General features: G+C 63.3%; 19 protein-coding genes and 14 pseudogenes. 17 read left to right on the top strand and 16 right to left on the bottom strand.

What is annotated here, in order from left to right; translation table 11 throughout:
- Positions 1-2: 2 nt before the first annotated feature.
- Positions 3-1046, bottom strand: a complete 1044-nt coding sequence (locus tag PQI07_RS31540) for an IS110 family RNA-guided transposase (protein ID WP_274926645.1) — start codon at positions 1044-1046, stop codon at positions 3-5.
- 75 nt (positions 1047-1121) lie between these two features.
- Here PQI07_RS31540 and PQI07_RS31535 point away from each other — a divergent pair.
- The 3 genes and pseudogenes from PQI07_RS31535 to PQI07_RS31525 all read left to right on the top strand — a co-directional run.
- A pseudogene (locus tag PQI07_RS31535) lies at positions 1122-1486 on the top strand (IS3 family transposase); the annotation flags it as partial.
- Between the two features lie 60 nt (positions 1487-1546).
- Positions 1547-2767 (top strand): IS256 family transposase, encoded by a 1221-nt coding sequence (locus PQI07_RS31530; protein ID WP_274928809.1) that lies wholly within the window; start codon positions 1547-1549, stop codon positions 2765-2767.
- 49 nt (positions 2768-2816) lie between these two features.
- Positions 2817-2945 (top strand): annotated as a pseudogene (locus PQI07_RS31525) (IS3 family transposase); the annotation flags it as partial.
- 36 nt (positions 2946-2981) lie between these two features.
- Here PQI07_RS31525 and tnpC read toward each other — a convergent pair.
- The 3 genes and pseudogenes from tnpC to tnpA form a co-directional block, all read right to left on the bottom strand.
- Positions 2982-3920 (bottom strand): annotated as a pseudogene (gene tnpC, locus PQI07_RS31520) (IS66 family transposase); the annotation flags it as partial.
- 120 nt (positions 3921-4040) lie between these two features.
- A complete protein-coding gene (gene tnpB / locus PQI07_RS31515; protein WP_274928808.1) occupies positions 4041-4388 on the bottom strand; it encodes an IS66 family insertion sequence element accessory protein TnpB in 348 nt (115 codons plus the stop codon).
- Complete coding sequence (gene tnpA, locus PQI07_RS31510) at positions 4385-4771, bottom strand: IS66-like element accessory protein TnpA (protein ID WP_274928807.1); 387 nt, start codon at positions 4769-4771, stop codon at positions 4385-4387. Before tnpA ends, tnpB begins: the two co-directional genes overlap by 4 nt.
- Positions 4772-4821: 50 nt before the next feature.
- Here tnpA and PQI07_RS31505 point away from each other — a divergent pair.
- Positions 4822-6090 (top strand): annotated as a pseudogene (locus tag PQI07_RS31505) (IS3 family transposase).
- Between the two features lie 267 nt (positions 6091-6357).
- On the opposite strand, the gene PQI07_RS31500 reads toward PQI07_RS31505, so the two are convergent.
- The 5 genes and pseudogenes from PQI07_RS31500 to PQI07_RS31480 all read right to left on the bottom strand — a co-directional run.
- Entirely contained in the window at positions 6358-6663 is a 306-nt protein-coding gene (locus PQI07_RS31500; protein WP_274928806.1) for a carboxymuconolactone decarboxylase family protein, read from the bottom strand.
- A gap of 320 nt (positions 6664-6983) precedes the next feature.
- Entirely contained in the window at positions 6984-7700 is a 717-nt protein-coding gene (locus tag PQI07_RS31495; RefSeq protein ID WP_274928805.1) for a glycosyltransferase, read from the bottom strand.
- Between the two features lie 149 nt (positions 7701-7849).
- Positions 7850-8320, bottom strand: a complete 471-nt coding sequence (locus PQI07_RS31490; protein WP_274928804.1) for a glycosyltransferase family protein — start codon at positions 8318-8320, stop codon at positions 7850-7852.
- A 507-nt stretch (positions 8321-8827) separates the two neighbouring features.
- On the bottom strand, positions 8828-9031 hold the full coding sequence (locus PQI07_RS31485) for a hypothetical protein (protein WP_274928803.1): 204 nt from the start codon (positions 9029-9031) through the stop codon (positions 8828-8830).
- A gap of 51 nt (positions 9032-9082) precedes the next feature.
- Positions 9083-9511, bottom strand: a pseudogene (locus PQI07_RS31480) (IS5 family transposase); the annotation flags it as partial.
- Between the two features lie 79 nt (positions 9512-9590).
- Here PQI07_RS31480 and PQI07_RS31475 point away from each other — a divergent pair.
- Both PQI07_RS31475 and PQI07_RS31470 read left to right on the top strand, forming a co-directional pair.
- Positions 9591-9779, top strand: a pseudogene (locus tag PQI07_RS31475) (IS110 family transposase); the annotation flags it as partial.
- Positions 9760-10053, top strand: a pseudogene (locus tag PQI07_RS31470) (IS5/IS1182 family transposase); the annotation flags it as partial. The pseudogenes PQI07_RS31475 and PQI07_RS31470, both read left to right, overlap by 20 nt.
- A 94-nt stretch (positions 10054-10147) precedes the next feature.
- Here the strand turns inward: PQI07_RS31470 and PQI07_RS31465 are convergent.
- Positions 10148-10357 (bottom strand): annotated as a pseudogene (locus PQI07_RS31465) (IS630 family transposase); the annotation flags it as partial.
- 51 nt (positions 10358-10408) lie between these two features.
- A complete protein-coding gene (locus PQI07_RS31460) occupies positions 10409-11224 on the bottom strand; it encodes an alpha/beta fold hydrolase (protein WP_274928802.1) in 816 nt (271 codons plus the stop codon).
- A 395-nt stretch (positions 11225-11619) separates the two neighbouring features.
- Here PQI07_RS31460 and PQI07_RS31455 point away from each other — a divergent pair, with 395 nt between their 5' ends.
- The 5 genes and pseudogenes from PQI07_RS31455 to PQI07_RS31435 all read left to right on the top strand — a co-directional run.
- Positions 11620-12597 (top strand): 5'-methylthioadenosine/S-adenosylhomocysteine nucleosidase, encoded by a 978-nt coding sequence (locus tag PQI07_RS31455; protein ID WP_274928801.1) that lies wholly within the window; start codon positions 11620-11622, stop codon positions 12595-12597.
- 308 nt (positions 12598-12905) lie between these two features.
- Positions 12906-13293, top strand: a pseudogene (locus tag PQI07_RS31450) (transposase); the annotation flags it as partial.
- A gap of 179 nt (positions 13294-13472) precedes the next feature.
- Positions 13473-14200: pseudogene (locus PQI07_RS31445) on the top strand (IS5 family transposase).
- A gap of 102 nt (positions 14201-14302) precedes the next feature.
- Positions 14303-15108 (top strand): IS5 family transposase gene (locus tag PQI07_RS31440; protein ID WP_274928930.1). Its coding sequence is split into 2 segments (ribosomal slippage): positions 14303-14633 and positions 14633-15108, totalling 807 coding nucleotides; the frame shifts between segments, so codons are not numbered across the junction.
- A pseudogene (locus tag PQI07_RS31435) lies at positions 15107-15489 on the top strand (transposase); the annotation flags it as partial. The gene PQI07_RS31440 and the pseudogene PQI07_RS31435, both read left to right, overlap by 2 nt.
- Before the next feature lie 136 nt (positions 15490-15625).
- Here PQI07_RS31435 and PQI07_RS31430 read toward each other — a convergent pair.
- Complete coding sequence (locus PQI07_RS31430; RefSeq protein WP_274928799.1) at positions 15626-16246, bottom strand: CGNR zinc finger domain-containing protein; 621 nt, start codon at positions 16244-16246, stop codon at positions 15626-15628.
- A gap of 236 nt (positions 16247-16482) precedes the next feature.
- Between PQI07_RS31430 and PQI07_RS31425 the strand changes: the two genes are divergently transcribed.
- The 5 genes from PQI07_RS31425 (at position 16483) to PQI07_RS31405 (ending at position 20873) form a co-directional block, all read left to right on the top strand.
- A complete protein-coding gene (locus PQI07_RS31425; RefSeq protein ID WP_274928798.1) occupies positions 16483-17334 on the top strand; it encodes an alpha/beta fold hydrolase in 852 nt (283 codons plus the stop codon).
- Between the two features lie 81 nt (positions 17335-17415).
- Positions 17416-18387, top strand: coding sequence for a zinc-binding alcohol dehydrogenase family protein (locus tag PQI07_RS31420; protein ID WP_274928797.1), 972 nt, complete (start codon positions 17416-17418; stop codon positions 18385-18387).
- Positions 18388-18408: 21 nt separating this feature from the next.
- Positions 18409-19179, top strand: coding sequence for an SDR family oxidoreductase (locus tag PQI07_RS31415; protein WP_274928796.1), 771 nt, complete (start codon positions 18409-18411; stop codon positions 19177-19179).
- A gap of 29 nt (positions 19180-19208) precedes the next feature.
- Complete coding sequence (locus PQI07_RS31410) at positions 19209-19886, top strand: haloacid dehalogenase type II (protein ID WP_274928795.1); 678 nt, start codon at positions 19209-19211, stop codon at positions 19884-19886.
- A gap of 243 nt (positions 19887-20129) precedes the next feature.
- A complete protein-coding gene (locus PQI07_RS31405) occupies positions 20130-20873 on the top strand; it encodes a response regulator (protein WP_274928794.1) in 744 nt (247 codons plus the stop codon).
- A 718-nt stretch (positions 20874-21591) separates the two neighbouring features.
- On the opposite strand, the pseudogene PQI07_RS31400 reads toward PQI07_RS31405, so the two are convergent.
- Positions 21592-21837: pseudogene (locus tag PQI07_RS31400) on the bottom strand (IS5/IS1182 family transposase); the annotation flags it as partial.
- On the opposite strand from PQI07_RS31400, the pseudogene PQI07_RS31395 reads away from it, so the two are divergent.
- Positions 21829-22743: pseudogene (locus PQI07_RS31395) on the top strand (transposase); the annotation flags it as partial. The pseudogenes PQI07_RS31400 and PQI07_RS31395 overlap by 9 nt on opposite strands.
- A gap of 42 nt (positions 22744-22785) precedes the next feature.
- Here the strand turns inward: PQI07_RS31395 and PQI07_RS31390 are convergent.
- The 3 genes and pseudogenes from PQI07_RS31390 to gnd all read right to left on the bottom strand — a co-directional run.
- A pseudogene (locus PQI07_RS31390) lies at positions 22786-23058 on the bottom strand (transposase); the annotation flags it as partial.
- 180 nt (positions 23059-23238) lie between these two features.
- Entirely contained in the window at positions 23239-24675 is a 1437-nt protein-coding gene (zwf, locus tag PQI07_RS31385; RefSeq protein WP_274928793.1) for a glucose-6-phosphate dehydrogenase, read from the bottom strand.
- Between the two features lie 269 nt (positions 24676-24944).
- Entirely contained in the window at positions 24945-25922 is a 978-nt protein-coding gene (gene gnd, locus PQI07_RS31380; protein WP_274928792.1) for a phosphogluconate dehydrogenase (NAD(+)-dependent, decarboxylating), read from the bottom strand.
- Between the last annotated feature and the right edge of the window lie 18 nt (positions 25923-25940).

The raw sequence follows: 25940 nt of genomic DNA, 5'->3' as shown, positions 1-25940 counted from the left end.
CTTCAGGCCGCCGTCGCGGCTTCGGTCGACCAGCGGAAATCCTTCTCGTCGCGCCACATCCGATGCAGCACGATCGCCAGCTTGCGGGCGACGGCCACGAGGGCCTTCTGCATGCCTCTGCGCTTGGCCACAGCCAGCCCCCAGACCTTCAGCGAGGACCATCGAACCCGAGGGCCAGTCAGCAGCACGAGCGCGGCCTCATACAGTGCGGCGCGCATCATCGTGTCGCCGCACTTCGAGACTCGGCCGACCCGCTTCGTCTCGCCGGACTGGTAGAGCCGCGGCGTCAGACCATAATGCGCCCCGACGCATTGCGATCGTCCGAAGCGGGCTGGGTTGTCGACGCAGGTACGGTAGGTCAACGCCACGACCGGCCCGACGCCGGGCGCGGTCATCAAGCGCCGGCAGACCGGGTCGGTGCGGACCTGGTCCAGCAGCATTTTGTGCAGCTTGGCCAGTTGGGTCCGCAGCGCCGAGCGCGCCTCCAGCAGCGGCAGGACCACGGCCGCGACGAAGGGCAGATCGAGCACGAGGTCGCGTACGCGCTGCTCGAAACCGGCAGCCCCCACGACACCGACTTTGAGGCCGAAGTTGCGCAGTTGGCCGCGCAGGTCGCTCTCGATGTCGTAAGCCTTGCGCTGAAGCAGCTTGCGCGAGGTCAGGAGCAGGCGGCGTTGCTGGCTGGCCGGCGTTTTGACGTGGACCGGCTTGAACAGGCCGACCCGCATCATCTGGGCTATGCCCATCGCGTCGTTGCGGTCGGTCTTGTTGATGCGGGCCGAGAGGGCCGCATGCATGTGGCGGGTCTCGACGCAGATCGCCGGCAGTCCGGCTTCGACCAGGCCGGCGTAGAGCCACGGTGAGAGCGGTCCCGCCTCCAGGCCGACACGCGCGTAGCTGTGGCCGAGGTCGATCAGGTGCCGGCCGATCACCTCGGGATGGCTCTCGACGGTGGCCCGGTGCACGACCTTACCATGGGGATCGACGATGCAGATTGCGGTCTCCTTCACGGAGACATCGAGGCCGACGTGGTGCTGCTCGCTCATGGTGGGGCTCCGGGATTGGATCGAAGCGCCATCATGCCGCCGCTTCCGCCGCGCGAGGCACCCCGAATACCCCATCTAGCCCCCGAGCGACGCTGGCAGGCGGTTGCTGGCATCCGGGAGAAGTACGGTCTCTCGGAACGTCACGCCTGCCGGATCGTCGGCCAGCATCGGGGCACGCAACGCTACGTGCCCACCGTGCCGGCCGATGAGGATGGGCTGACTCGCGCCGTTATCGCCCTGGCATCCGAGTACGGGCGCTATGGCTACCGCCGTGTCACGGCTCTGCTGCAGGCAGACGGCTGGCGGGTGGGCAAGGATCGGGTTCAGCGCATCTGGCGTCGCGAGGGGCTCAACGTCCCTAGCCGACGGAGACCCCGCAGCCGCTATGGCTGAACGACGGCTCGTGCGTGCGGCTGCGTGCGCTCTACCGTAATGACGTCTAGGGGACTGTCAGGAATTTCGTGTTCGGGCGGCCATAGTGGATCCGATGGAGGTTCCCGATGGCACGACGCAAAGCACCCTGTATCCCTGACGCGATCCTGGACCAGCTCCTGGCTGGGGCCGATCCCAAGACGGCCTTCGAGGCCGATGGCCTGCTGGACGAGCTGAAGAAGGCCCTGGCCGAGCGGGCGCTCAACGCCGAGATGGACCACCATCTGGCGGGCGAGGACGCCGGCAACACGCGCAACGGCTATGGCCGCAAGACGGTCACGACCGAGACAGGCCGGATTGAGCTGGCGATCCCGCGCGACCGGCAGGCGACGTTCGATCCGCAGCTGATCGCCCGGTATCAGCGCCGCTTTCCCGGCTTCGACGACAAGATCGTGTCGATGTACGCCCGCGGCATGAGCACCCGGGAGATCGTCGCGCACCTGCGCGAGCTCTACGGCATCGAGGTCTCACCCGACCTGATCAGCGCGGTGACCGACGCGGTCCTGGAGGAGGTCGCCGCCTGGCAGGCCCGGCCGCTGGAGCCGGTCTATCCGATCGTGTTCTTCGACGCTCTGCGGATCAAGGTGCGCGACGAGGGCGTCGTTCGGAACAAGGCCGTCCACATCGCGCTGGGCGTGCGCGCCGACGGCTCCAAGGAGATCCTCGGCCTGTGGCTGGAGCAGAACGAGGGCGCCAAGTTCTGGTTGCGGGTCATGAACGAGCTGAGGAACCGCGGCGTCGAGGACGTGCTCCTGGCCGTGGTCGATGGCTTGAAGGGCTTCCCCGACGCGATCCGGGCGGTGTTCCCCGAGGCGCTGGTCCAGACCTGCATCGTGCACCTGCTGCGCCACAGCCTCGACTTCGTCTCCTACAAGGACCGCAAGGCCGTGGCGGGGGCGCTGAAGGACATCTACCGCGCGCTCGATGCCGCAGCCGGCGAGGCGGCGCTGGCGGCCTTCGAGGCGAGTGAGTGGGGCCGGCGCTACCCGGCCATCGCCCAGAGCTGGCGACGGGCGTGGGGCGAGGTGATCCCGTTCTACGCCTTCCCCGGCGAGGTGCGGCGGATCCTCTACACCACCAATGCCATCGAGGCTCTGAACGCCACGCTGCGCCGGGCTGTGCGCGCCCGCGGGCACTTCCCGACCGACGAGGCCGCGCTGAAGCTGCTCTACCTGGTCTTGAACCGCTCCGAAAAGGCGTGGAAGATGGGCCCGCGTGAGTGGGTCATGGCCAAGGCGCAGTTCGCCGTCATCTTCGGCGAGCGCTTCACCCGGGCCATGGCGGCCTGATGTTCAATCCGCCGCCCGCACACGGAATTCCTGACAGTCCCACGTCTAGAGCTTCGACTTTGTGCAGGGGCAGACGCACGACGGCCGGAACCTGCGCATCCTGACGCTGACCGACGAACACAGCCGGGCTTGCCTCGCGCTGAAGGTGACTCGACGCATCAACAGCATCGGCGTGATCGGCCCTGGCATGAACATCGAAGAACTTGCGACGGGTGTGCGCCCAGCAGGCGGCCTCGATCAGCGCGCCGCCCGGCCGACGGCCCTCGTAGAGCCCGTTGAAGCCGGCATAGCCATCCGCCTGCAATACGCCGGAGAACGCCGCCAGATGCGTGAGCGGACGCTCGCCCTTCCGGTCCGGCGAGACGAAGAACACGGCCGCCGGCGGACGCACCCCACCGTGGGGGCGCTCGTCGCGCACATACGCCCAGAGCCGGCCAGTTCTCGTCTTGCCCGCGCCGGGCGCCAGGATCGGAACCGTCGTATCGTCACCGTGCAGGACGTCCGACCCGGCGATCACCTCCGTCCGCAGGAGATCGACCAGCGGAGCCAGCGCGGCGGCCGTGGCGCCCATCCAGCCGGACAGGGTCGAAGTCTGCAACGTGACGCCGTCCCGCGCATAGATCTCGGCCTGACGATACAGAGGCAGGTGATCGTCGAACTTCGCCACGGCGATATGCGCGAGCAACCCGGGGCCGGCACGGCCGCGGGCGATGGCGTGGTAGGGCGCGGGAGCCTGCACCACGGTCTCGCAGGCTCGACAGGAGAAGGCCTCGCGCAGGTGCCGCACCACCTTGAAGCGGCCCGGCACGTAGTCGAGGCTCTCCGTCACGTCCTCGCCGATCCGGCGCAGGCGACCGCCGCAGGCCGGGCAGGCGCAGGGGCCGGGATGAGCGACGGTCTCGCGCGGCAGATGATCGGGCAAGGGGCGGCGCCCCGGCCCTCGGCTTGCCGCCTCGACCGCCTCGGCGACGACCGGAGCCGCTGCAAGACGCTCGGCCTCGTCGACCTCCAGGGCCTCGATGGCGAGTTCGAGCTGCTCGACGCGGGCTTGCAGCTTCTCGGACGAGACGCCGAACTGCACCCGCTTCAACCTTGCGAGTTCGCCGCGGAGCTTCTCGATCAGCGTGTTGGCATGAACGGCGTCCCTCGCCATGCCGACGATCATGCGTTTGAGCGCATCCACGTCATCCGGCAGCGAGGCAGGATCGAGAGCCATACCAATAGCTTAGCTTGCCCACGACGGCTCCGCCAGCCCCTTCGGGCGCGGCGTCCCTCAGCCCGCGATGCGCGGCCGGTCCGTGCGCTCGGGCGCCCGCCAGTCGATCCCCTCCAGCAGCATCGCGAGCTGAGCTGGCGTAAGCGCCGCCGTGGCCCCTGCAGTCCCCGGCCAGACGAAACGGCCTCTCTCCAGCCGCTTCGAGAACAGGCACAGTCCCTGGCCGTCCCACCACAGGACCTTGATCAGTCGCCCCGCACGGCCGCGGAAGACGAAGGCCTGACCGGAGAACGGATCATGGTGCAGGTGGTCCTGCACCAGCGCGGCGAGCCCGTCGAAGCATTTCCTCATGTCCGTGTGGCCGGTGGCCAGCCACACGCGTAAGCCCGAGGGAACGGGGATCATCGATCCAGCAGCGCCGCAAGAAGATCTCGCACGAGGGCTGGATCGGCCCCGGCCTGGGCACGGAGCCGATGCCCGCCGACCAGTTCCACCTCGATGGCGCCACCCGGCGCACCTTGGTCACGCGTCGGCAGCCCCACCGGCGCCGGCAATGCGAGCGGAACGAAGGGAGGCGGAACTGGCAGGGCCGCCGCCCGCTCCTCATCCCAGGCCTCGCGTCGCCAGCGAAAGAGCAGCGATGGCGTCAGGCCATGGCGGCGTGCCACGGACGAGATCGACGCGGTGGTGCTCTCCGCCTCATCGAGGATCGCTCGCTTTTCCTCACGCGTCCACGAGCGACGCGTGCCGGCTACGACGATATGGGGCGAGATCGTAGGTCCAGACATAGGGCGGATACAGGCCTTCGCGAAAGCACTGTATCCAGGTCCAGGATCTTATCCCGCAAGGTGCCTGCCAACGAGCGCTTACGCCGAACGACACGCAGCGGATCGAGATCATCACAGGGCGCGAGCGCCGCAGGCGCTACACCGCCCACGAGAAGGTGCGCTTCGTCGAGGAGACGATGCAGCCCGGCATGACCGTCTCGGCGGTAGCGCGGATCCACGGCCTCTCACCGAGCCTTCTATTCGGGTGGAGGCGTCGCATGGCCGAGGGCGGACAGGTGGCGGTGCAAGCCGACGACGAGGTGGTCGCTGCTAGCCGGATGCGCGAGTTGGAAGCTCGCGTGCGCGATCTGGAGCGGCTGCTGGGACGCAAGACGCTGGAGGTCGAGGTGCTCAAGGAGGCGCTGGCCGCTGCACGGGTAAAAAAAGCCGTGTGGCCGCTGCCGTCGCCGCCCGCGGGCTCTTCCCGGTGAAGGTCGTGGCCGACGTGCTCGGCGTGGCCCGCTCCAACCTCGTCGAGCAGATACGGAGTGGGTCGCGGTCGCGCGGTCCCTATCGTCGTGCCGACGACGAGGCCGTCCTGATCGCCATCCGCGCTATCACGGACGTGCGGCCGACCTACGGCTATCGGCGAGTGACGGCGATCCTGAACCGGACGCGGCGCGCCACTGGCGAGCCCGCCCTGAACCACAAGAGGGTGTTCCGCCTGATGAAGCGGGACAGCCTGCTCCTCCAGCGCCACACCGGCGGGCGACCCGTGCGCGCCCACGAGGGCCGTGTGATCGCCGCGGCCCCGAACCAGCGCTGGTCCTCGGATGGGCTGGAGATCGGCTGCTGGAACGGCGAGGTGGTGCGGGTAGCCTTCGCCATCGACACCCGTGATCGCCTGGGTGGCCTCGACGGGTGGGGTCACCGGCCAGATGGTGCGCGATCTCATGCTGACCTGCGTGGAGGCGCGCTTCGGCAGCCTGGAAGCTCGCTTCGGCAGCCTTTGCGCGACCCATCCCGTGCAGTGGCTAGCGGACAACGGCTCCGCCTACACGGCAACCGAGACGCTGTCCTTCGCGGCAGCCCTGAACCTCGTGCCCTGCTTCACCCCGGTACGCTCGCCCGAGAGCAACGGGGTGAGCGAGGCGTTCGTGAAGACGCTCAAGCGCGACTATGCCCGCGTCCAACCCCGGCCCGACGCCAACACCGTCCTGGCGCGGATCGGCGTCTGGATCACCGACTACAACGAACACCATCCCCATCGTGGGCTCGGCATGCGCTCGCCGCGCGAGTTCATCCGTGCTCAGATGCAACCAGCCCCGTGTCCGGTTTGATGGGGGCAACTCCAGCCCCGTCCTGCGACCGTCTACCTTTCGACAACCCCCATTTAGGCTACCTCGAACCGCCCGGCTCCAGCCGCGGCGGTTTTTTTCATGCTCGCTGCCCAGTTCACCGCCGCGGCGGGCTTATTCTGTCGGCGGCAGGGATGGACGCATCTGCGCCCGATCTGTTGCGGATCTCCGGAAGCAACGAATAGATCAGATCTAACCCGCTGGTTTCGGAGAGATCCTATACTCGGGCTGCTCCAATAGGATGCCGGTCTACTTGTTGAATAGATGGGTCGCGTGGGTAATTGCGCCTCCGGCGCGGATTGCTGCGGCAACAAGCGCAGCCTCGGTCAACTGTACGTCGGTAATGCCTTGGCTTCGTGCCGCCTTGGTATGAATTTCAATGCAATATGGACATTGTGTCGTAAGAGCGACAGCGACCGCGATCAGTTGCTTCTGTTGGGCACTGATCGCTCCCTCTGCGAACACGGCTTTATCAAATGCCCAAAATGATTTCATCGCATCGGGCGAATTATTGTCGAGATTTTTTAAGCGACTCAGGTTGTTCATGTCGAACATCGGCATTCTTCCCTGCTATGAGGTTTATCCTCGGAGTGAGAGTTCGCCGTCTTCCAGCTTTGGTTACAGCTTGCCCCATTTAGGCCAATCGCCCCAGGCCACTTGGGCTTTCGCATCCCACCCCGGTGGCACACTGGGAGGAGCATGGGCCATTCGCCCTCTCATGGCCTGCAAGCAAAGGACGGCCGCCAGGTTCACCGCGGCGGCCTTTTCGTCCCTGGGGGCCTGCTCTCACACCGCCATCGGCAGCTTGGACGACCGCCGCACCTTCAGCCCCGCCGCGCGGGGCCTTTCCTTCGTGCAAAGCTCTGAGATGATACCTAACAACATCCAGAGCCAACGCATCCCGCCTCATGCCGATGGATCGTTCGTGCGACCAGATCGTCGAACACGGCCAGGATTTCGGCTCGGGTGTCGATGGCAGCCATGTCGGCCGCGATCGCTTGCGCCCGCCTGCGGTATGAAGAGTCAAAGAGCATCCGCTCTACTGCTTCGCGCAGGTCAGATACGCTTGGCCGCTGCGACGGAATCTCGACGCCGACCCCTGACCAAGCAACCCGCGCGCCGACTTCGGCCTTGTCCTCTGTGCGTCCTGCCGCCACGATCGGCACACCTACTCGCAGCGCCAGCGACACCGTCCCATAGCCGCCATTCGTTACCATAGCTGCCAGCTTTGGCAGCAACTGGTTGTAATCTAGAAATTCAGCCAACCGCGCGTTGGCCGGGATTGATCCCCGTATGCTGGTCACCGGTCGGCCGCCAGTCGTGACCACGACAAGTATGTCATCGCGATCAGCCAGCGCGGCAAGAGCCGGCTTAACCAGTTCGCTCAAGTCGGCATTTGCCACCGTACCTTGTGTTACTATTACGACGTGGCGGTTACAGTCCAATTCATTCCACCAAACCGGCGGTGGTTGATTGCCTAACGGTGGAGGCGGAAGTGCACTGACGAAGCTGACGTGATCTGGCAGCTCGCCATAATCGTATTCGAACGCAGCCACCGTCGGTTGAAGATAGGCATCTGCTAGCAAAACCATAGACGATGGTACGGAGCACGGCAGTGGCGGTAGCGCTATCTCGGCGAGTTTGGCATCGGCGTATGTGCGGGTCTGCGCGATGAGGGCGGCGTCGATCTCCTCTGCAAGAATGGCGTAGTGGGCACGTTCTGCTCCGTTGCGAGCTGGGCTCAGTCCAAGACCGAACGGAGCGCCATCAGGCCGATTAAAAACAGAGCACTGATACCGCAGGAGACAATGGGTACAGAAGGGCGCCTAGGATCGAGGAACAACGCTACCCGGCCCATAAATCCGACATCGGTCACAACGATGTCCGGCCGTTCATCGGTGATGATCGCGCGCAGGGTCGCGAGCTGTGCCGAGATCGGGTCGAGGAAAATACGCACGAAGTCAAAGCGGAGCTGCGCCGGCCCAGGTGAGAGGGCGTTGCGCTCGGGCCAGATCTCCTGGGGATGGGCGCCACCGAAGTCAGCGCCGCCTGCGAGCGGCCGAAAGTGGGCACCGGCAGACTCGACAGCTGGCCTGAGGTGCGCGCCGGTCGTGACAATGGCCTCATCCCCGCGGGCCATGACCATGCGTGCGATGGTCAGCAGCGGGTTGAGGTGACCCGCAATCGGCGTGGCGGCAAACAAGATTTTCACAGACTGGCCTCGTCTGGGCTGCAGCAAATGACAAACCGCGTTGCCTGTTCGAAGTGCGCGGAGAAGGGGCGCAGCTGAGTCGCTTACTTACTGCGACAGTTCTGGAATTGGCGGACCGAGCCCACATCGAGGGGCAACAAGACGCAGAAACCCGATCCGCCTGTCGTAAGCCGGATTGGGGTGGGCCTACAGACGATCGCACGATCACACCTGCAGGTTACAGCATGATTTCAGATTAACGGATCGGCGCCGGGCAGCTGATCCGTCTCGCTAGCCCGTGAGAGTGCCGAAAAGGTAGGGCTGGAAATGACGGTCTGGGGGATGATTGCATCACACCACCCAGGCCGCCTGCCGCAAGCCGTGCATTGAACGGACCCGACCCGCAGCAGCCGGATTACGAGGGAGCTGCCTTACAGTATAATTGCGATTCGGTGCTGCGAGTGAAGCTTCGGCTACACGCTTCACCAGTGGCACGTCGGTTCGTGATCTCTACGCCTTCGCTCATCTTTACGCCGATGCCGCGGTCATCCGAGCCCGCGCCTCCATCAGCCGTTCGTCGTCCGTGCGCATCGGCATGTCGGCGATTACCTGTTCCGCGATCTGCCGCGTGACGGCTTCATCCAGGCCGAGACCGCGCGCTAATCCATCCAATCGCCACATCATGTGCTGGATCGTAGCAGGGTAGTGTGTAGCTTCGGGGTCGTCGCTCATGGCATTTTGGCCCAGGTGGTCCAACGCCGACCGTTTCGGTAGGAGACTCATTCAGGTCCATGCGACAAGACAGGAAACGAGCGCGACGGCGGCCAGATAGTTGCAGGCTAAGCGATCGTAGCGGGTCGCGACGCGGCGCCAGTTTTTGATGTGGCCAAACAGCCGCGCGATCCGATTGCGCCGCCGGTAGGCGATCCGGCTGTGCTTTTAGGGTACCGTCCGGGTGGCCGTGGACGGGATGGTGGCGATGACCCGGTGGCTCTTCAGCCAATCCCTCAAGCTCTGCGCGTCGTAAGCCTTGTCGGCGATCAGACGCTTGGGCGGCACCACAGCGCACAGCAGGGGCAGCGCCATGGTGATGTCGGCCACGCTGCCGGGCGTCAGGGCGAACGCGACCGGTCGGCCACGATCATCGGCCAAGCAATGGACTTTGCTCGTGAAGCCGCCCCGCGAGCGGCCGATCGCCTGGCTCCAGGACCCCCTTTATGGATGGCCCGCCCCTCACCGCGCTGCCCTGCTAGGCTTGCAGGGTAGCGGAGATGAGGAACGGAGCGAGACGATGCCAATCGCGGTGTTGGGGATCGACCTGGGCAAGAACAGCTGCGGCCTCGTCGGGCTGGACGTGAGTGGACGCGTCGTGCTGCGGCGGCGCATGCGGCGTGAGAGCGTGATCACCTTCGGTGCGCAGTTGCCGCCCTGCGTTGTGGCGATGGAGGCGTGTTGCGGTGGCCGACGCTTCCGAAGATCGAACTCACGGTGCCGGCCGTCGGGGTGGCGAAACGCCGGACTGGACGGCCGATAAACAGCGGCGGCTGGAAGCAATCCGCGCTGCCAAGGCCGCGCTAGAGGCGGAGGCTGCAGATCCGCCCGATCCGGAGGACGAGAACGGGCCGGACGCCTCGTCGGGCATGCGCTGGCAAGGACGGCCATTGCGCGGTGAAGACGGCGGTCCACCCGACCCGGCACAGCGCAACTTCACCGACCCGGACAGCCGGATCCTGCCCAAGCGCGACGGCTTCGTACACGCAGGACTCGTCCATTATCCGGTACGATGACCTTCGGTGCCCTGACGTCCCGCTGATCTCGGTTCGGCGCTATAATGACGCAGGCCCAGACGCGTGCGACGCTAGTGGCTCCGTCGCACAGAGCGATGGCACACAGGCTATCGCTGCGCAGGGCGGCCATGACGGTGGTGCCCACCTGGGGGACGACGAGGCGGCAGCGCTCGCCTCTCGAGGCTCGACCGTAGCGGCGGGCCATGTTGATGGCAGCGGCGGTTTCGTCCAGGAAGACGAGCCTGTCAGGATTGAGGGCATCCTGGTTCTCGCCCAGATCAAGCCGTGCTGGCGTCCCTCACGTCGGCTGCAACAGCGCGGATCATCGCCCATCCAAGAAATCGAGAAGCGCCGCGTTGAACAGCGCCGGTTTTTGGAGGAAGGCGAAATGGCTGGCACCCGGCAGGATCAGCAGCTCCGCTCCGGGAATCGTGGCGGCGAGGTACTCTGTGTGTGAGCGCTTGATCCCCTCATCGTGGTCGCCGTCCGCGATGAGGACGGGCGTGTGGATCTGCTTCAGGTCGGACGCGGTCCAGCGGGGCTGTTTCCCCCACATTTTAGCGATCGCATCGACGAACGCGGAATAGTTCTCCGGAGTTGGCGACAACTTCTCGAATTCCTTGGCGGCCCGATCAATAAAGGCGGCGAAGGTCGGATTTTTCTCGACGCCCTTAACCAAGCCACTGGGATCGGAGTTCGCCCCGAACGCGAACACCTTGCCGACCCGGTTAGGGTAACGTATCGCCATGCCGAGGCCGAGGATCGCCCCGTCGCTCCAGCCGACGATGTCGGCACGCGGGATCTTCAGGAAATCGAGCAGGCCGACTACGTCATCCGTCATAAAGTCATAGCCGAAGGGCTGATCGTTCCGAGCGCTGCGTCCGTGTCCGCGGCTGTCGACGAGGATGACCTGGTGATGCGGCGTGAGCGCTTGGACCTGATTGCCCCAGTAATCAGAGTTAGATAGCCCGCCGTGCAGCATCAAAACCGCCGGGCCGCGGCCAATCGTAGCGTAGTACAGCCGAATGCCGTTGACCACAGCATAGCCCGGGGTCTCGCCGGGAACCGGCGCGGGGGTCGGTGGCAACTCCTGCCAGCGCGGCCCGGCCCAGGCAGGAGCGCAGAACAGCAGAAACATGAAAGCGGCAGCGTTGCGAAGCATATAGGGCCTATTCATCAAACAGAGCATTTGGACGCGACCTGGTTGCGGAACCACCCGATGCATCGCATCGGTGGTCGCGGCCCAAACAATGGAACAACATGCCGGCCTTGAATTACGAGATCATGTCAAAACTGCGCGTCAAAGGCGCCTTCTCACGATGTTCCCTTGCCTGATATGTTAACGTATAGCGACTCGGATGTTTTGAGGAGGGGCTGAAGGCTCGCCTTCCATCGGCGATTTAAAATCGTTTTGTAGCTCGCGGACAGCATTGCAGCTCAACGGCCGGGAGCGCACCGCGTTCCAATCCCGCCAGCCTGCAGCCGATCGCGCCGACACACCTTTGTCTCGACTTGAGTGGAGCTAAGACTCACATGGCCTATATTGTCGGCGCCAACTCTGCTGTCCAGCGTCATGGCATGCGCGACACGCTCAGAAGGTTGACTGCGACGCTGGTCGTGCTCGCAACTTTCACCGCGTTCGAGCCAGCGGGCGCCGAGGCAAGCGCCGCGGACGACGCGCGCACGGCGATCTTGTGTGCCTACGAGCCTGAGTGGCGGGCGCTCTTATCATCGCTTACGGATCAGCAACAAGTGATGTACGCTGGTGTGAACTTCGTCACGGGACGGATTGAGGGCACGCCCGTCGTGCTGATCGAGAGCGGCATTAGCCAAGTCAACGCGGCGATAGCTACGCAGACTGCGATCGATCACTATAAGCTCGATGGCATCATCGTGATGGGGATTTCGGGTGGGATCAACCCCGATTTGCATATCGGCGACGTCATAATCCCAGATCAATGGCGTGAATACTTGGACTCTGTGTTCGCCCGGGAGCAGGGCGGACTATACACTCTGCCGAGCTACTTCGCGGCGCCGCAGACCGAGCACTTCGGGATGATCTTCCCGCAGCCCGTGAGGATACAAAAGCCGGCGGGCGGGATTGATCTGCACACTTGGTTCCCAGCCGGCGCCCGCCTGCTGGACGCCGCCCGCAAAGTCTCGGCCAACGTAGTCCTCGAGAGTTGCACTACTGACCGCAAATGTCTGCCATCGACGCCGCGCGTGATCGTTGGCGGCAACGGCATCTCGGGGCCAGCTTTCGTCGACAACGCGGCTTTCCGCGATTTCGCGCGTCGCGCGTTCCAGGCCCAAGCTGTCGACATGGAGGCCGCCGCGGCGGCACATGCCGCGTACATGAACAAGGTTCCCTTTCTATCGATCCGCAGCTTGTCCGACTTGGCTGGCGGCAATGCCGGCCCGAATGAGATGGAGGCTTTTCAGGGCCTAGCATCCAGAAATGCCTTCGCGGTGCTGCGCGCGCTTCTCGTGCAGGTGCGGCATGCACGATAAAGACGACATGTAGCCCGCATGACGCGGAATGCATGACCGCTTTCCGGGTGGCGCTCGGCAGCGAAACGGTGGCCAACTGGGTCGCAAGCCGAATGACCACTCAGGGTGGATTTTGTTGGAAAACTCGAGATCGGGTTGAAGCAGTGTCGGCGCCCTCCAGAGAAGCGCGACGGTGGCGGCCTGTAATACCCACCAACTGCGAAACCAGGCTGGAGATCCTAGCTTTGCCGGTGATCCAAGACGGAGACGCGGACGAGATTGAGGCATTCACCCGCGAACTGCTGGCCCTCTCGCACCGATTTAGCCAACTCCCGCCTGTTCTCATCCTCGAAGCCAGTGGCGGCTTCGAGGCGAACATCGCTCCAGCGCTCGCCGCGATTGGGCCGCCGCTCTGCATCGTTAACCCTCGCCAGAACCGCGACTTCGCCAGAGCCCTGGGCCGACCGGCGAAAACCAACGCGCTCGGCAACGAGGTAATCGCCGTCTTTCCCGAGCGCATCAGGCCGCCAGCCAGGTCCCTGGCGGAACTGGAGAGAAATTACTTCGCTGAGCTCATGAGCCAGGAAGGGGAGATCAGGTGGATGATCAACATCGAAACCAACCGCCGCGATCAAACCGTGGACAAGCAGCTGATCCGGAGGCTGAACCGGCACATCACCTTCATAGAGAGAGCTCCCGGAACTCGACTGCGACATCGGCTGAGAGCCCGTCCGATAAGGGTGTTAGGCGGGGTTGAGTGGCCGGGATGGCGGTGATTCCAGGAGGGTGCTGAAGCCTGACCTGGACCTGCCATGTGGACACCGACCACCCGGCGGCAGCATAGCCGCGTGGGCCTTCGCTATGAAACTGATCTGACCGATGCCGAGTGGGCGCTCATCGAGCCGCTTCTACCAAAACCTGCGACGTGCGGCCGACCGCCGGTCTGGACGATGCGGGAGATCCTGAACGCGATCTTCTACGTTCTGCGCGGCGGCATCGCATGGCGGCTCATTTCCAAGGATCTGCCGCCGCGTTCGACCACCTTCGGCTACTTCAGCCGCTGGCGCGACACCGGCTTGTTTGCCCGGATCAACCACCATCTCGTCATGGCGGACCGCGAACGGGTCGGACGCTACGCCTCGCCGTCTGCCGCGGTGCTCGACAGCCAAAGCGTCAAGACTACGGAGAGCGGGGGGCCGCGCGGCTACGATGCCGGCAAGAAGGTCAAGGGCCGCAAGCGCCAAGCGCTGGTCGACACGGACGGGCGTGCCCTCGTGCTCGATCCGCAGCCAGCCGATTTGCAGGACCGGGACGGAGCCGTTCCGGTCCTGCGCCTGTCGCGCCGGACCTTCCCGTTCATCGCCAAAGCATTCGCCGATGCGGGCTACGCCGGCGACAGGCCAGCGACCGCCACGATCATCGCCGTGAGATCGTGCGCAAGCCCCCCGATCAGATCGGCTTTGCTGTTCATCCACGCCGGTGGGTCGTTGAACGGTTCTTCGCCTGGATCAGTCGCAACCGACGCCTCTGGAAAGATCCGGAGGCCACGCTCGCCTCGGCCAGAGCCTTCCTCTACGCCGCAGCCGTGATGATCCTCGTCAGACGCCTCGCCCGATCAAAGTGACTTCTCGGACGGACTCTAAGCCATCAAGGCCTCTTCGTTTGGTGCGAGACTAAGAGCGCCTAACAGAACGGGCACGGATTGCGTGGGTGGGCGTTGGTGGTGATGGCACGTCCGCTTCTGCCCGATGATCTCTGGACCGAGATTGCGCCGCTTCTGCCGCCGCTCCGCCCACGTCCAAAAGGCGGCCGTCGGCCGATCGAGAACCGAGCTGCGTTGACCGGCATTCTGTTCGTGCTGCGCTCAGGCGTTCCGTGGGAGATGCTGCCCGCGGAGATGGGCTGCGGCTGCGGGATGAGTTGCTGGCGCCGCTTACGGGACTGGCAGGCGGCCGGCGTGTGGGCGCGCCTGCATCAAGTGCTCTTGGAGCGCCTGCACGGGGCGGGTCAGATCGACTGGAGCCGAGCGAGCCTGGACAGCGCCTCTGTCCCGGCCATAAAGGGGGCTCTGCCACCGGCCCGAACCCGACGGACCGGGGCAAGGCAGGCACGAAGCGCCACCTCGTCACCGACGCGCGTGGTACGCCGCTCGGCTTCCGCCTGAGAGGGGCCAACCGGCACGACAGCGTGATGATGGCACCGACCCTCGATGCCATCCCGCCCGTGCGCAACGGTCGGCGGGGCCGGCCGCGATACCGCCCGGACAAACTGCACGCCGACAAAGCCTACGACGCTCGACCGCGCCGACACGAGTGCCGGGCACGTGGGATTGTACCGCGCATCGCACGCCGCGGCATCGAGAGCAGCGAGAGACTGGGCCGGTACCGATGGGTGGTGGAGCGCACGCACGCTTGGTTCAATCGCTTCCGGCGCTTGCCGGTCCGCTACGAGCGACGCGCCGACATCTACGAGGCCTTCACCAGCCTCGCTGCCAGCCTCATCACACTCAACCAGATTAAACGGTTCTGTTAGGCGCTCTAAGGCGTCGCCCGAGTTCGTGCCCGGGATCGGCGACGTCGCCTCACGCACGCTTCTGGTTCAGCCGCCTGAACCCGACACCATCAGTCGCCACCAGCTCACGGCTCTCGTCGGCATCGCCCCGGTCAAGCGCGACTCCGGCCTGATGCGGGGCCGGCGAGCCTTCGCGAGCGGGCAAACATCTGTGCCGGGCGTGCTGGACATGGCAGCGCTGATTGCAATCCGCCTAGGCTCTCCCTTCCGGTCCTGCTATCGGCGGCTCACGCTGCACGTCCGACAGAGGAAGGTTGCTCTCGTGCCGGTGATGCGAAAACTCGTTGTGGCACTCAATGCCACAACCGCGATCACACCCCATGGCATCCACTCACCGCTTGACCTTCAACGCAGCCGCTCAGTCTTCGTGGCGCTGCCTTGAAGAGCCTGTCCCCATAGCGCATCTCTCGCAGGATGGTGGCCTACCGCACCACACACCGCAGGATCAAACATCAAGCGCCGCGCCACAACATTCCAACTAATTTCGACGACGGTGTCTGTGAGCTGCTTGCTTGGCTCGGTTTCCACAAATTGCCATGCTGCACCATCGCCGAGCGCGGGCACGGGTTCGATCTACGAACATTAGCGTGCAGGCGTGACCCTCGCAATTCTTGATATGCGTAAAATCTTCTTCGCAAACAAGTTGCGCAAGAGCAGTTGCGATTGGCTGAAGTGCCGACTCCGGGGTGCGCCAAAGTCGTGAAACTTGAAGCTCCAGTTGCCTAGGGCCATCGTCATCTCGAGTTACGATCTGGACGAAGCTCTCGTCTCTTCTAAGGAGGCGGTTAAGAGGCTTCAAATCGGACAGATCATCGGCTGTGAGTGGCCTGCCCTTTCGGTCATCAATGAAGCCTCGAAACCATTCACGCAAATTCCGGGCCTGACCTGCGATGTCGTCGAGTTCTGCCGGCGTGGCGCTCTCACGTAGGACGACAAGGGCCGAAGCAGGTAGGAGGCCGGCCTGCTCCAGCCAGCTTAGCAGACCCTCCCCATCGCCAATCCACTCGACTGGGACGTCAACCGGCGTAGCGATTGAGTTGAGGAAATCCAGACCCGGCGAGTCGGCGACGAAGATCGGCGGCATGTCCTTAGAGTTCATTTGTTCGTCGCGTGCCTGTTACTACTTAGGTCATTTGGCGAGCCAACCTTATTAAATATATGCATTAAGCTTTGGGCCGCCAACCCCACGACGTGCATGGCAGCCCCTGACGAACGCCCTTCGCGTCACGCCGCCGCACCCTCCCCCAATAACCAGATCGTTGGCTATTGACAGGTTAGCCGGGTCGATGTTTAACCTCAAAAATCTGGTCGGAAAGGTTACGAGGAGAGTGGCCGATGCATAATGTTCGATACCACTCCGCAGACGTCGACGGCTTCCGGATCGCCTTCCGCGAGGCGGGCAGCCCCGGCGCACCGAAGCTGCTCCTCCTCCATGGTTTCCCAACCGCGGGGCATATGTTCCGCGACCTGATCCCGCTGCTGAGCGACCGTTTCCACCTCGTGGCGCCGGATCTGCCCGGGTTTGGTCTGTCAGACATGCCGGCGCGGGATCGCTTCACGTACAGCTTCGACAACGTCGCTTCGGTGGTCGACCGGTTCACTGAGGTGATCGGCTTCGACCGGTTCGCGATCTACGTGTTCGATTATGGCGCACCCACGGGCTTCCGCATCGCCGCGAAGCATCCAGAACGGATCACCGGCATCGTCTCGCAGAATGGCAACGCCTACGAGGAGGGACTGAGTGAGGGCTGGAACCCCATCCGCGCCTACTGGCAGGACCTGTCTCAAGCCAACCGAGAGGCCCTTCGAGCCTTCCTGAAGCCGGAGACGACGGTCTGGCAATACACCCATGGCGTTCCCGACCCGACCCTCGTCTCGCCGGATGGGTACTCGCTCGACAATCATTATCTGAGCCGTCCCGGCGCCGACGAGGTTCAGCTCGATCTATTCGGCGACTACAAGAGCAACGTCGCCCTCTATCCAGCTTTCCAATCCTACTTCCGTGCCCACAAGCCGAGCTTTCTCGCCGTTTGGGGCCGCAACGATCCGTTTTTCCTGCCGGCGGGCGCAGAAGCCTTCCGGCGCGATATTCCGGACGCGCAGGTAACCTTCTTCGAGACAGGCCACTTCGCGCTGGAGACCCATGCGGCCGAGATCGCTGCGGCGATCCGGGCTTTTCTCGCCTGAACTCTGAGGCGGAATACGGCCGGCGCGCGGCCGGCCCAACCTCACGCGCCCGAACGGCGCCCCACACAAAGGAACACTGCCATGCGCGCCATCGTCCTGGACGGCTTCGGCGGCCTCGACGTCCTGGCCTACAGGGACATCCCCGAACCCGAGCCGCTCGCTGGCCATGTCGTCATCGAGATCAAGGCCTTTGGCATCAACCATGCTGAAGTGCACATGCGTCGAGGCGAATGGGCCGAGGCGGCGCCGGTCTCGGGCATCGAGTGCGTCGGTATCGTCAAATCGTGTCCCGGCGGCGAGTTTCCGGTCGGCGCCAAGGTGGCGGCACTGATGGGGGGCCTCGGGCGCACCATCAACGGCAGCTACGCCCAGCTCACCCGTGCCCCGGTCGGCAACGTCGCGCTGATCGAGGCGGACCTGCCCTGGGCCGAGCTCGCGGCCATCCCAGAGACGTACGCGACCGCCTGGACCTGCCTGTTCCGCAATCTCGAAATCCAGAAGGGTCAGCTTCTGCTGATCCGCGGCGCGACCTCGTCGTTCGGGCAGGCCGCCCTCAAGATGGCCGTGAACGCCGGCGCCCGCGTCGTGGCCACGACGCGCAGCCCTGATCGGTTTGCCAAGCTGCAGGCGCTGGGTGCCGAGCGTTGCGAGATCGAGCGGCCGGACCTGTCGAAGCACATCTCAGATGCGAAACAGATCGACGCGGTTCTGGATCTCGTCGGCAACAGCGTCGTCCTGGACTCGCTCGCGATGCTTCGCCGCGGCGGCCGCTCGTGCCTCGCCGGCTGGCTCGGCGGCCTCGACCCGATCCCGGATTTCAACCCGCTGCTGCAGATGGCGAGCGGCGTCTACCTGACCTTCTTCGGCAGCTTTGTCTTCGGGACGCCGGGCTTCCCGCTCGCCGATGTCCCACTGGGCCAGATCGCCCAGGACGCAGCTGCTGGGCGGCTCGATGTGAAGCCCGTGCGCATCTTCGGTTTCAACGAGGTCCGAGAGGCCCACCGCCTGATGGAGGCGAACGCGGCCGGCGGCAAGATGGTCGTCGTGCACTGAGCCTGATCCGAGGAGATCCAGATGACCAAGACGGTAGCCATCGTGACCGGTGCCAGCCAGGGCATCGGCCGAGCCACGGCGGTGCGCCTGGCCCAAGACTTCTCGGCGCTCGTGCTGGTGGCGCGCAACCGCACCAAGCTCGAAGAGGCGGCCTCGGCTGTTCGGGAAGCCGGGTCCGAAGCCCTCGTCATCGACCTCGATCTCGCCGAGCCGACGGCGGCCGCGACCGTCGTCCAGCAGACCCTGTCCGCGTTCGGGCGCATCGACGCGCTGGTCAACATCGCCGGTGCGGTTCCCGGGCTGGACATCTTCCAGATGACGGACGAGCAGTGGCATGCGGGCCTGGAACTCAAGCTTCACGGAGCTCGGCGCCTCACCGTTCAGGCGTGGGATGCCCTGAAGGCCTCCCGGGGCGCGGTCGTGTTCATGTCGGGCAACGCCGCCGTGACCCCGAAGGCGGCCGCAGCGGCTGTGGGCGCGATCAATGCGTGCATAGAGGCCTTGGCTAAGGCGTTCGCGGAACGCGGCATCGTGGATGACGTGCAGGTCAACAGCGTGTCGCCCGGTGCGGTCATGACCGACCGTCGCACTGCGATGCTCGAGAAGGCCGCCGAGGCTAAGAAAATCGACATCGCTGAGGCGAAACAGGGCTTCCTGAACCAGGCCGGGATCACCCGCTTCGGGACAGCTGAGGAGATCGCGGATGTGGTGGCGTTCGCCGTCTCCCCGGCGGCGCATTGGATGACCGGCACCGTGCTCCGGATGGACGGAGGAGAGGTCAGGTCGGTCTGAGTTCAACCCCACCCTTCCAGGAGGCCATGATGTCCACGCCTGATGTCCTGATCGGCGCCCGCGCCGTCGTCTTCGATGCCTACGGCACCTTGCTCGATGTCCATTCTGCCGTGCAGCGCCATGCCGGCTCAGTCGGGTCCGACGCGAAGTCGGTTTCGGACACCTGGCGTCAGAAGCAACTTGAGTATTCCTGGGTGCACTCGCTGTGTGGCCGGTACACGGCGTTCTGGACATTGACGGAGCGGGCGCTCGATTACGCGTTGGCTCGCCATCCGGATGTGGACCCTTCCTTGAGACCGGCCCTTCTGGAGGCGTACCGAAGACTGGACGCCTACCCGGAAGTGTCCGGGACCCTCGACGCGCTTCGCGCGAAGGGGCTCAAGACCGGGATCCTGTCCAACGGCGACACGGCGATGCTCGACATGGCGGTCAGGAGCGCGGCGCTTCACGATCACCTCGACGCGGTGTTGTCGGTCGACCCTGCCGGGATTTTTAAGACAAGCCCGCGCGCGTACGACCTCGTGCTTGAGCGGCTGGGGTTCGAAACACGGGAGATCGTGTTCGTGTCGTCCAATCGATGGGATGTGGCTGGAGCGGCGGCCTACGGCTTCACGCCGGTGTGGGTGAACCGCACGGGTCAGCCTGACGAGTATCCCGACCTTGCGCCAGTGCAGGTAATCGACCGGCTCAATGCCTTAATTCCCTAAGACTAGCCGAGGGATCCCAAAACGACTCTTGCATGCCTGCCAGATCAATCCAGAAATTTTGCAACTTATTAGAAACAGCTGTTTGGCCATCGGTCGTGCATCGCGGGGCAAGCTAAATATCGACGAGTATCGTGTTTTCTAACAAAGTCTGGAACGAAGAAAACTGGGCTTTTCCTGTAGAGCATCTGAACGTCGAAACCGAGGGGCTGTTGTTCCTTCGGCCTTCAAAGGTCAAATTCCACGATGGAGATCCCGAACGTTATTGCTCGTACTTTGCACGTACTTGTGGTCGACGACGATCAGGAGATGCAGCGCGCGATACGCGCCTATCTAGAAGCGAACGACTTCGCAGTGACCGTCGCAGACAGCGGACGGGACATGCAACGGCTGCTCGACAGCGTTACGTTCGATCTCATAATCTTGAGTCGTCACCTTGGTAGAGAGAATGGTCTCGACTTATTGCGAGACTTGCGCGCACGGGATAATCTACCTGTCATTATAATGACCGGACATCGACGCGATGAGGTCGACCGGGTATTAGGACTTGAGCTTGGCGCCGACGATTATTTAATCAAGCCTTTCAGCCTGCGTGAACTGCTGGCCCGGATCAGGGCTATTATACGGCGTGTCGAGACTCCGTCGACGGACAATGGACGGGGGCCTAAGCAGGAGACAAGTAGCTTTGGTGGGTGGCTTCTGGATCGGCGCCGTCGGAAGTTGGCGGCGCCATCTGGAAAGCAGGTAAATCTCACGAAGGGAGAGTATGCTCTTCTGGTTGCGTTCCTAGATGCACCTCAACGGCCGCTCACTCGCGAGTTTCTGATGCAATCGACAAGACTGCATGAAAATGTCTTTGACAGAAGCATCGACGTACAAATACTTCGGCTCAGACGGAAACTCGAACAGGATCCGACTTCTCCCAACATCATTCGCACGGAACGTGGCATCGGATATGTATTTACTTTGCCCGTGGAGGGTGTCCGCTGATTTTTCAGCTCTGTTCGTGAACGCGAATTTCCTCGATGAGACGTTTTGGCTGACGTGAACAGCTGAGTGCCTGGGGCTTGGCTGTCGGGACTCTACCAGCCAGCACCCATGAATTGCAGAAACAAAAAACAAAATTTAGACGTCAACAACAGATAGCCCTGGAGGGTTCGACGGATTCAGTCGGTAGCTCTCCATAGCGCGTGACCTCGACCCGAAAAACTAGCCCGCGCTGAGCGCAAGTTTTTCTGGCATTCTGAACTCTGAAGTAGGATGGGTGCCACGCCCCACAAAGGCTTCACAAACGAACGGCTTACCTTTGCTTTGCGGCTGGCAGAGAAGAGCGCGACGGCGGACGAGTCCTGCCGGAACATTGATGTGTCTGAGCCGATATGTTTCCGCTGAATAAAGTACATCTTCGGCGTGGAGATGCCGGGGATTCGGCGGCTGAAGCAGCTGGAAGATGTAGCCTGCGCTTCGATACGCACCGTGGCGTCGGGCCCAGATCTAACTCTATCCCGGCAGCAGGGGTGCCCTGAGGAGGGATGCCTGCCTGAAACGGCGATGCGGTTGACGCAGAGTCAGGTTCATCGAGGAGGATCGGTACGAAGGCGGGCGCCCTGCCGCTTGGGCTGCTCCGAGGATGACCTACTCCGTGGTGCGTCGCTTCACGGGCGGCACTCTGGGTTCGGGTGTCATCGCGCCCCACTACCATCCGGACTCATAACCAGTAGCTGATGATGGCGAGGCAGCCGGCGGCGAGATAGTTGGTCGCCTGATGGTCGTAGCGGGTGGCGATGCGGCGGAAGTCCGTGAGGCGGCCGAACATGCGCTCGATGGCGTTGCGCCCTCGATAGAGCAAGGGTGAGAAGCACGGCCTCCAGCGGCGGTTGACCTTTGGCAGGATGTTGGGCGCGGCCCCAGCTGCATCGATCTTCCGCCGAATGGCGTCGATGTCGTAGCCCTTGGCTCGGCGGCTCGCGTCCGCGATCACGCCTTCCCGCGCAGCCGCACGGACCAGGCTGCCGCGCGGGAGGCGCAACGTTGGAGGGCCTTGCGTCATGCGGAGGTGCAGCGTCGGCGCGCGGCCGGCGAGTCGATCATGGCGATTGCCCGCGCGATCCCGCTGGCACCGGGAACGGTGCGGCGCTACGCCTCCATGGATGCTGCCCCGGAACGCAGCGAACGGCGGATCGGACCGAGCCAGCTTGACCCCTGGCTCGCTTATCTTGAACGCCGCCGCGCCGAGGGCTGCGAGAACGGATTGCAGCTCGTTCGAGAGCTGCGCGAACTCGGTTATGCGGGCGGCTCGCGGCAGGTCCACAAATGGCTGCAGAGTCGACGGACGAAGCTCGCGATCACGACGCCGCGACGCTGGCGCAACGCCGTTCCCCTCGTGACGGGCACCGGCTCGGCCGAGCTGCCGGCACGGCGAGCGCGCTTGCCGGGATCGAAGGTCCTCGCCTGGATCATGACGGTGGCGCCGGATCGGCTGAGCCCGATCGATGGCGCGCTTCTCGCGCGCATCGTGCAGGATCCAGACGCGGCTTCGCTGCACAGGCTGGTCCAGCGCTTCATCGCGCTCGTGCGCGAGGCCGGGACGAAGGAAAACGGATCGTCCGGACACGGCATCCGACGTCTGGCGGCCTTCGAGGCCTGGATCGTCGAGGCGAAGGCGAGCGGCATCCGAGCCGCGCAGACCTTCGCCAGCGGGCTCGTCGTTGACGCGGCTGCGGTGAGGACGGCGTTGACCACGCCGTGGAGCAACGCCCAGGCCGAAGGCCAGATCACGAAACTGAAGTCGATCAAGCGGCTGATGTACGGTCGGGCCGGCTTCGACCTCCTGCGCCGACGCGTGCTCCTGGCTCCTTGATCCACACGAAATGACGAAGAGCCACTTTTGCGAAGCAAGTCCAACCTGGTGCACGAGCTCGCGTCGCCGAGCAGGCGTCAGAGCCTCCTTGCGAGCATGACCTGCAAGATGTGCTTGTCGAGGCTCAGATCGGCCACGAGCTGCTTGAGCTTGCGGTTCTCGTCCTCGAGCTGCTTCAGCCGGCGCCGTTCGCCCGCGCCCAGATCGCCGTAGAGCTTCTTCCAGCGTGAGACGCGTCTGCTCGGAGATGCCCGTCCGGCGCAGCACCTCCGCGACCGGAGTGCCAGTCTCGGCCTGCTTCAGCGCGAAGGCGATCTGCTCCTCGGTGTACCTGCTCTATTTCACGGCTCTGCTCCTCCCATCAGGGTCTCACAAAACCGGAAAACTCGCACTCAGGTCGGACCAAAGCGACGGCGGGACGTCACACCATCCGCCTGATTCAGTGCACTGGCGTAGCAATAGTATGCAGTCCACTTCCCAGCAAACCATGCGTTATCACGTCCTCTCGACGGGCAAACGCCACGCAAACGGGGCGACCAACTGATGAATTGATTTTGGCCCCCACGAACCCGGCTCGTAAAGGCGCACCGGCGGCGGAGCATCGAGCAGTGGTGTAGAAACTTCCCAAAGCCGTTCCACACCTTCCGCGGTGGTGAACAAGGTCCGATCACCACGCATGGCGTCGAGAATCAGACGCTCGTAGGCTTCAAGAACATCGTCGATCATGCCCGTGTCAGACATAGAGAATTCAAGACTCTGCTGGTCGAGCCGCATCCCTGGCCCCGGGCGCTTCCCGTAAAATGACAGAGACATCTTTGAAGCGTCAGCCAAATCGAATGTAAGATGATCGGGCCCCTGTGCGCCGACCCCAGAATTAGCTGGAAACATGCTTTTCGGAGGCTCTCGAAACGCGATAGAGATAATGCGCCGTCCTTCTGCCATGCGCTTGCCTGTTCGCAGGAAGAACGGTACTCCAGCCCAGCGCCAATTATCAATTCGGCACTTAAGAGCAATGAATGTCTCCGTGTCGGATTGAGGATTGACCCCCGATTCATCGCGATATCCGACATATTGCCCGCGGACCACCTCGCGTGGATCAAGCAATGCTATCGACCGAAAAACCTTATTTTTTTCTTCGGATATCGGAAGTGGCTCGAGTGAAGTTGGTGGTTCCATTGCCATAAAGCCAAGGATCTGGAACAAGTGCGTTACCACCATATCGCGGTACGCCCCGGTTGCTTCGTAAAAGGCTGAACGTTGCCCAACCCCGAGCGTCTCCGGTACGTCAATTTGCACATGATCAATAAAATTGCGGTTCCAGATGGGCTCAAACAGCCCATTCGCAAAGCGAAAAGCCAAGATGTTTTGAGCCGGTTCTTTACCTAGGAAGTGGTCGATTCTGTAGATCTGATCCTCATCGAACACCGCTTGCAAGCGTCGATTTAGGTCGACTGCGCTGCGAAGGTCGGTACCGAACGGCTTCTCCATTATGATGCGCGAATGCTGGCTGAGGCCCGCATTCGAAAGCGTCTCCACTGTCGAGAGAGCAGCGTTAGGTGGGACGCTAAGGTAATGCAGGAGGCGGCTCTCAGCCTGCAAACTATCTTGTGCTCGCTGCACCGCTTCACGCAATGCGCTTGGGCCAGCGGCAATTGGAACGTAATCCAGTATTTCGGCAAACAAACTCCAAGCTCTTTCATCAACCGGGCGAGTGGCAAAATCGTGCAACGCTTCTCGAACCAAGCGCCGGAAACCTTCGGCATCAATGGAACTTTGAGAAACACCAATGATACGGCACGCTGTTATAAAACCTGAACTCACAAGATGAAACAGTCCGGGCAGTAGTTTACGCTTCGACAAATCTCCGGTCGCACCAAAAAGAACCACTACCTGTGGGTGTTTAGGGCCAACATCTGGCGGAAGTTTTTTCATAGATAATCCCCGTAGCTGGAAATAGGTCTCACTTATTGAATTCAATAACACGCATATCTACTGTTACTTCCATGTGAAATATATAAATTATGATTGAATTTTGATTTGAGCGCACAATGAACTAACGGTTTGTTTTATATGTAATCTATATATATTAACTTGTATAATTATATTTAAAAAGATTTCCAGGACACTTGCCTCCAGCTCGGCAGTCATCATGCCTCTTATTTATGCGTAAGGAGTTTATTTGGGAAAGACACAGCACGGGGCTACTTCTTCGGCTCCTGATGGCCACCGAAGCCCTTGCGCATCGCCGACAGGAGCTTGTCGGCGTAGCTCTCGTGCTCGCGGGAGCGGAACCGCCGGTACAGGGCGGCTGACAGCACCGTGGCCGGCACGCTCTCCTCGATGGCGGCGTTGATGGTCCAGCGGCCTTCGCCGGAATCCTCGACGTAGCCGGAGAAATCCGTGAGCTGCTCGTCGCCGGCCAGCGCCTGGGCGGTGAGGTCGAGGAGCCAGGAGGAGACGACACTGCCGCGCCGCCAGACCTCGGCGATGTCGCCCATGTTGAGGTCAAAGCGGCGCTCGGCCGGCAGCGCCTCGGAATTGGCGTGGCGGAGGATGTCGAACCCCTCCGCGTAGGCCTGCATCAGGCCGTACTCGATGCCGTTATGGACCATCTTGACGAAATGGCCGGCGCCGGTCGGCCCGGCATGGATGTAGCCCTGCTCGGCGCGCGGGTCGCGGCCGTCGCGGTTCGGTGTCTTGGGGATGTCGCCGATGCCCGGCGCCAGGGTCTTGAAGATCGGGTCGAGGCGGTCGACCGTCTCGGTGTCGCCGCCGATCATCATGCAATAGCCGCGCTCCAGCCCCCAGACGCCGCCCGAGGTGCCGACATCGACATAGTGCAGGCCCTTCTCCTTCAGGGCGAGGCCGCGGCGGACATCGTCGCCGTAGAACGAGTTGCCGCCGTCGATGATGCAGTCGCCGGACTGCATCAGGCCTGAGAGGGTCTGGACGGCCTCCTCGGTGATCGCCCCTGCCGGCAGCATCACCCAGGCCGCGCGCGGCACCTCCAGCTTGGAGACCAGATCCTCCAGGCTCGACGCGCCGACCGCTCCGGCCTCGACCAAGGCGGCGACCGCGGCCGGGTTCTGATCGAACACGACGGCCGTGTGGCCGTCCCGCAGGAGCCGCCGGACGATGTTGCCGCCCATCCGGCCGAGGCCGATCATGCCGAGTTGCATCACTGATCTCCGCGAGAA

Source organism: Methylobacterium sp. 092160098-2 (assembly GCF_028920805.1).
GTDB classification, from domain to species: Bacteria; Pseudomonadota; Alphaproteobacteria; order Rhizobiales; family Beijerinckiaceae; genus Methylobacterium; species Methylobacterium fujisawaense.
This window is presented reverse-complemented; position numbering and strand designations above follow the sequence as displayed.

Coding starts and splice junctions, on each gene's coding strand:
- PQI07_RS31425 (WP_274928798.1), top strand. CDS start 16,483: ATGCATAATGTTCGATACCACTCCGCAGACGTCGACGGCTTCCGGATC.
- PQI07_RS31540 (WP_274926645.1), bottom strand. CDS start 1,046: ATGAGCGAGCAGCACCACGTCGGCCTCGATGTCTCCGTGAAGGAGACC.
- zwf (WP_274928793.1), bottom strand. CDS start 24,675: ATGAAAAAACTTCCGCCAGATGTTGGCCCTAAACACCCACAGGTAGTG.
- tnpB (WP_274928808.1), bottom strand. CDS start 4,388: ATGATCCCCGTTCCCTCGGGCTTACGCGTGTGGCTGGCCACCGGCCAC.
- gnd (WP_274928792.1), bottom strand. CDS start 25,922: ATGCAACTCGGCATGATCGGCCTCGGCCGGATGGGCGGCAACATCGTC.
- PQI07_RS31495 (WP_274928805.1), bottom strand. CDS start 7,700: ATGGTTTTGCTAGCAGATGCCTATCTTCAACCGACGGTGGCTGCGTTC.
- PQI07_RS31485 (WP_274928803.1), bottom strand. CDS start 9,031: ATGAGCGACGACCCCGAAGCTACACACTACCCTGCTACGATCCAGCAC.
- PQI07_RS31460 (WP_274928802.1), bottom strand. CDS start 11,224: ATGTTTCTGCTGTTCTGCGCTCCTGCCTGGGCCGGGCCGCGCTGGCAG.
- PQI07_RS31405 (WP_274928794.1), top strand. CDS start 20,130: ATGGAGATCCCGAACGTTATTGCTCGTACTTTGCACGTACTTGTGGTC.
- PQI07_RS31410 (WP_274928795.1), top strand. CDS start 19,209: ATGTCCACGCCTGATGTCCTGATCGGCGCCCGCGCCGTCGTCTTCGAT.
- PQI07_RS31430 (WP_274928799.1), bottom strand. CDS start 16,246: ATGAACTCTAAGGACATGCCGCCGATCTTCGTCGCCGACTCGCCGGGT.
- PQI07_RS31455 (WP_274928801.1), top strand. CDS start 11,620: ATGGCCTATATTGTCGGCGCCAACTCTGCTGTCCAGCGTCATGGCATG.
- PQI07_RS31415 (WP_274928796.1), top strand. CDS start 18,409: ATGACCAAGACGGTAGCCATCGTGACCGGTGCCAGCCAGGGCATCGGC.
- PQI07_RS31500 (WP_274928806.1), bottom strand. CDS start 6,663: ATGTTCGACATGAACAACCTGAGTCGCTTAAAAAATCTCGACAATAAT.
- PQI07_RS31530 (WP_274928809.1), top strand. CDS start 1,547: ATGGCACGACGCAAAGCACCCTGTATCCCTGACGCGATCCTGGACCAG.
- tnpA (WP_274928807.1), bottom strand. CDS start 4,771: ATGTCTGGACCTACGATCTCGCCCCATATCGTCGTAGCCGGCACGCGT.
- PQI07_RS31420 (WP_274928797.1), top strand. CDS start 17,416: ATGCGCGCCATCGTCCTGGACGGCTTCGGCGGCCTCGACGTCCTGGCC.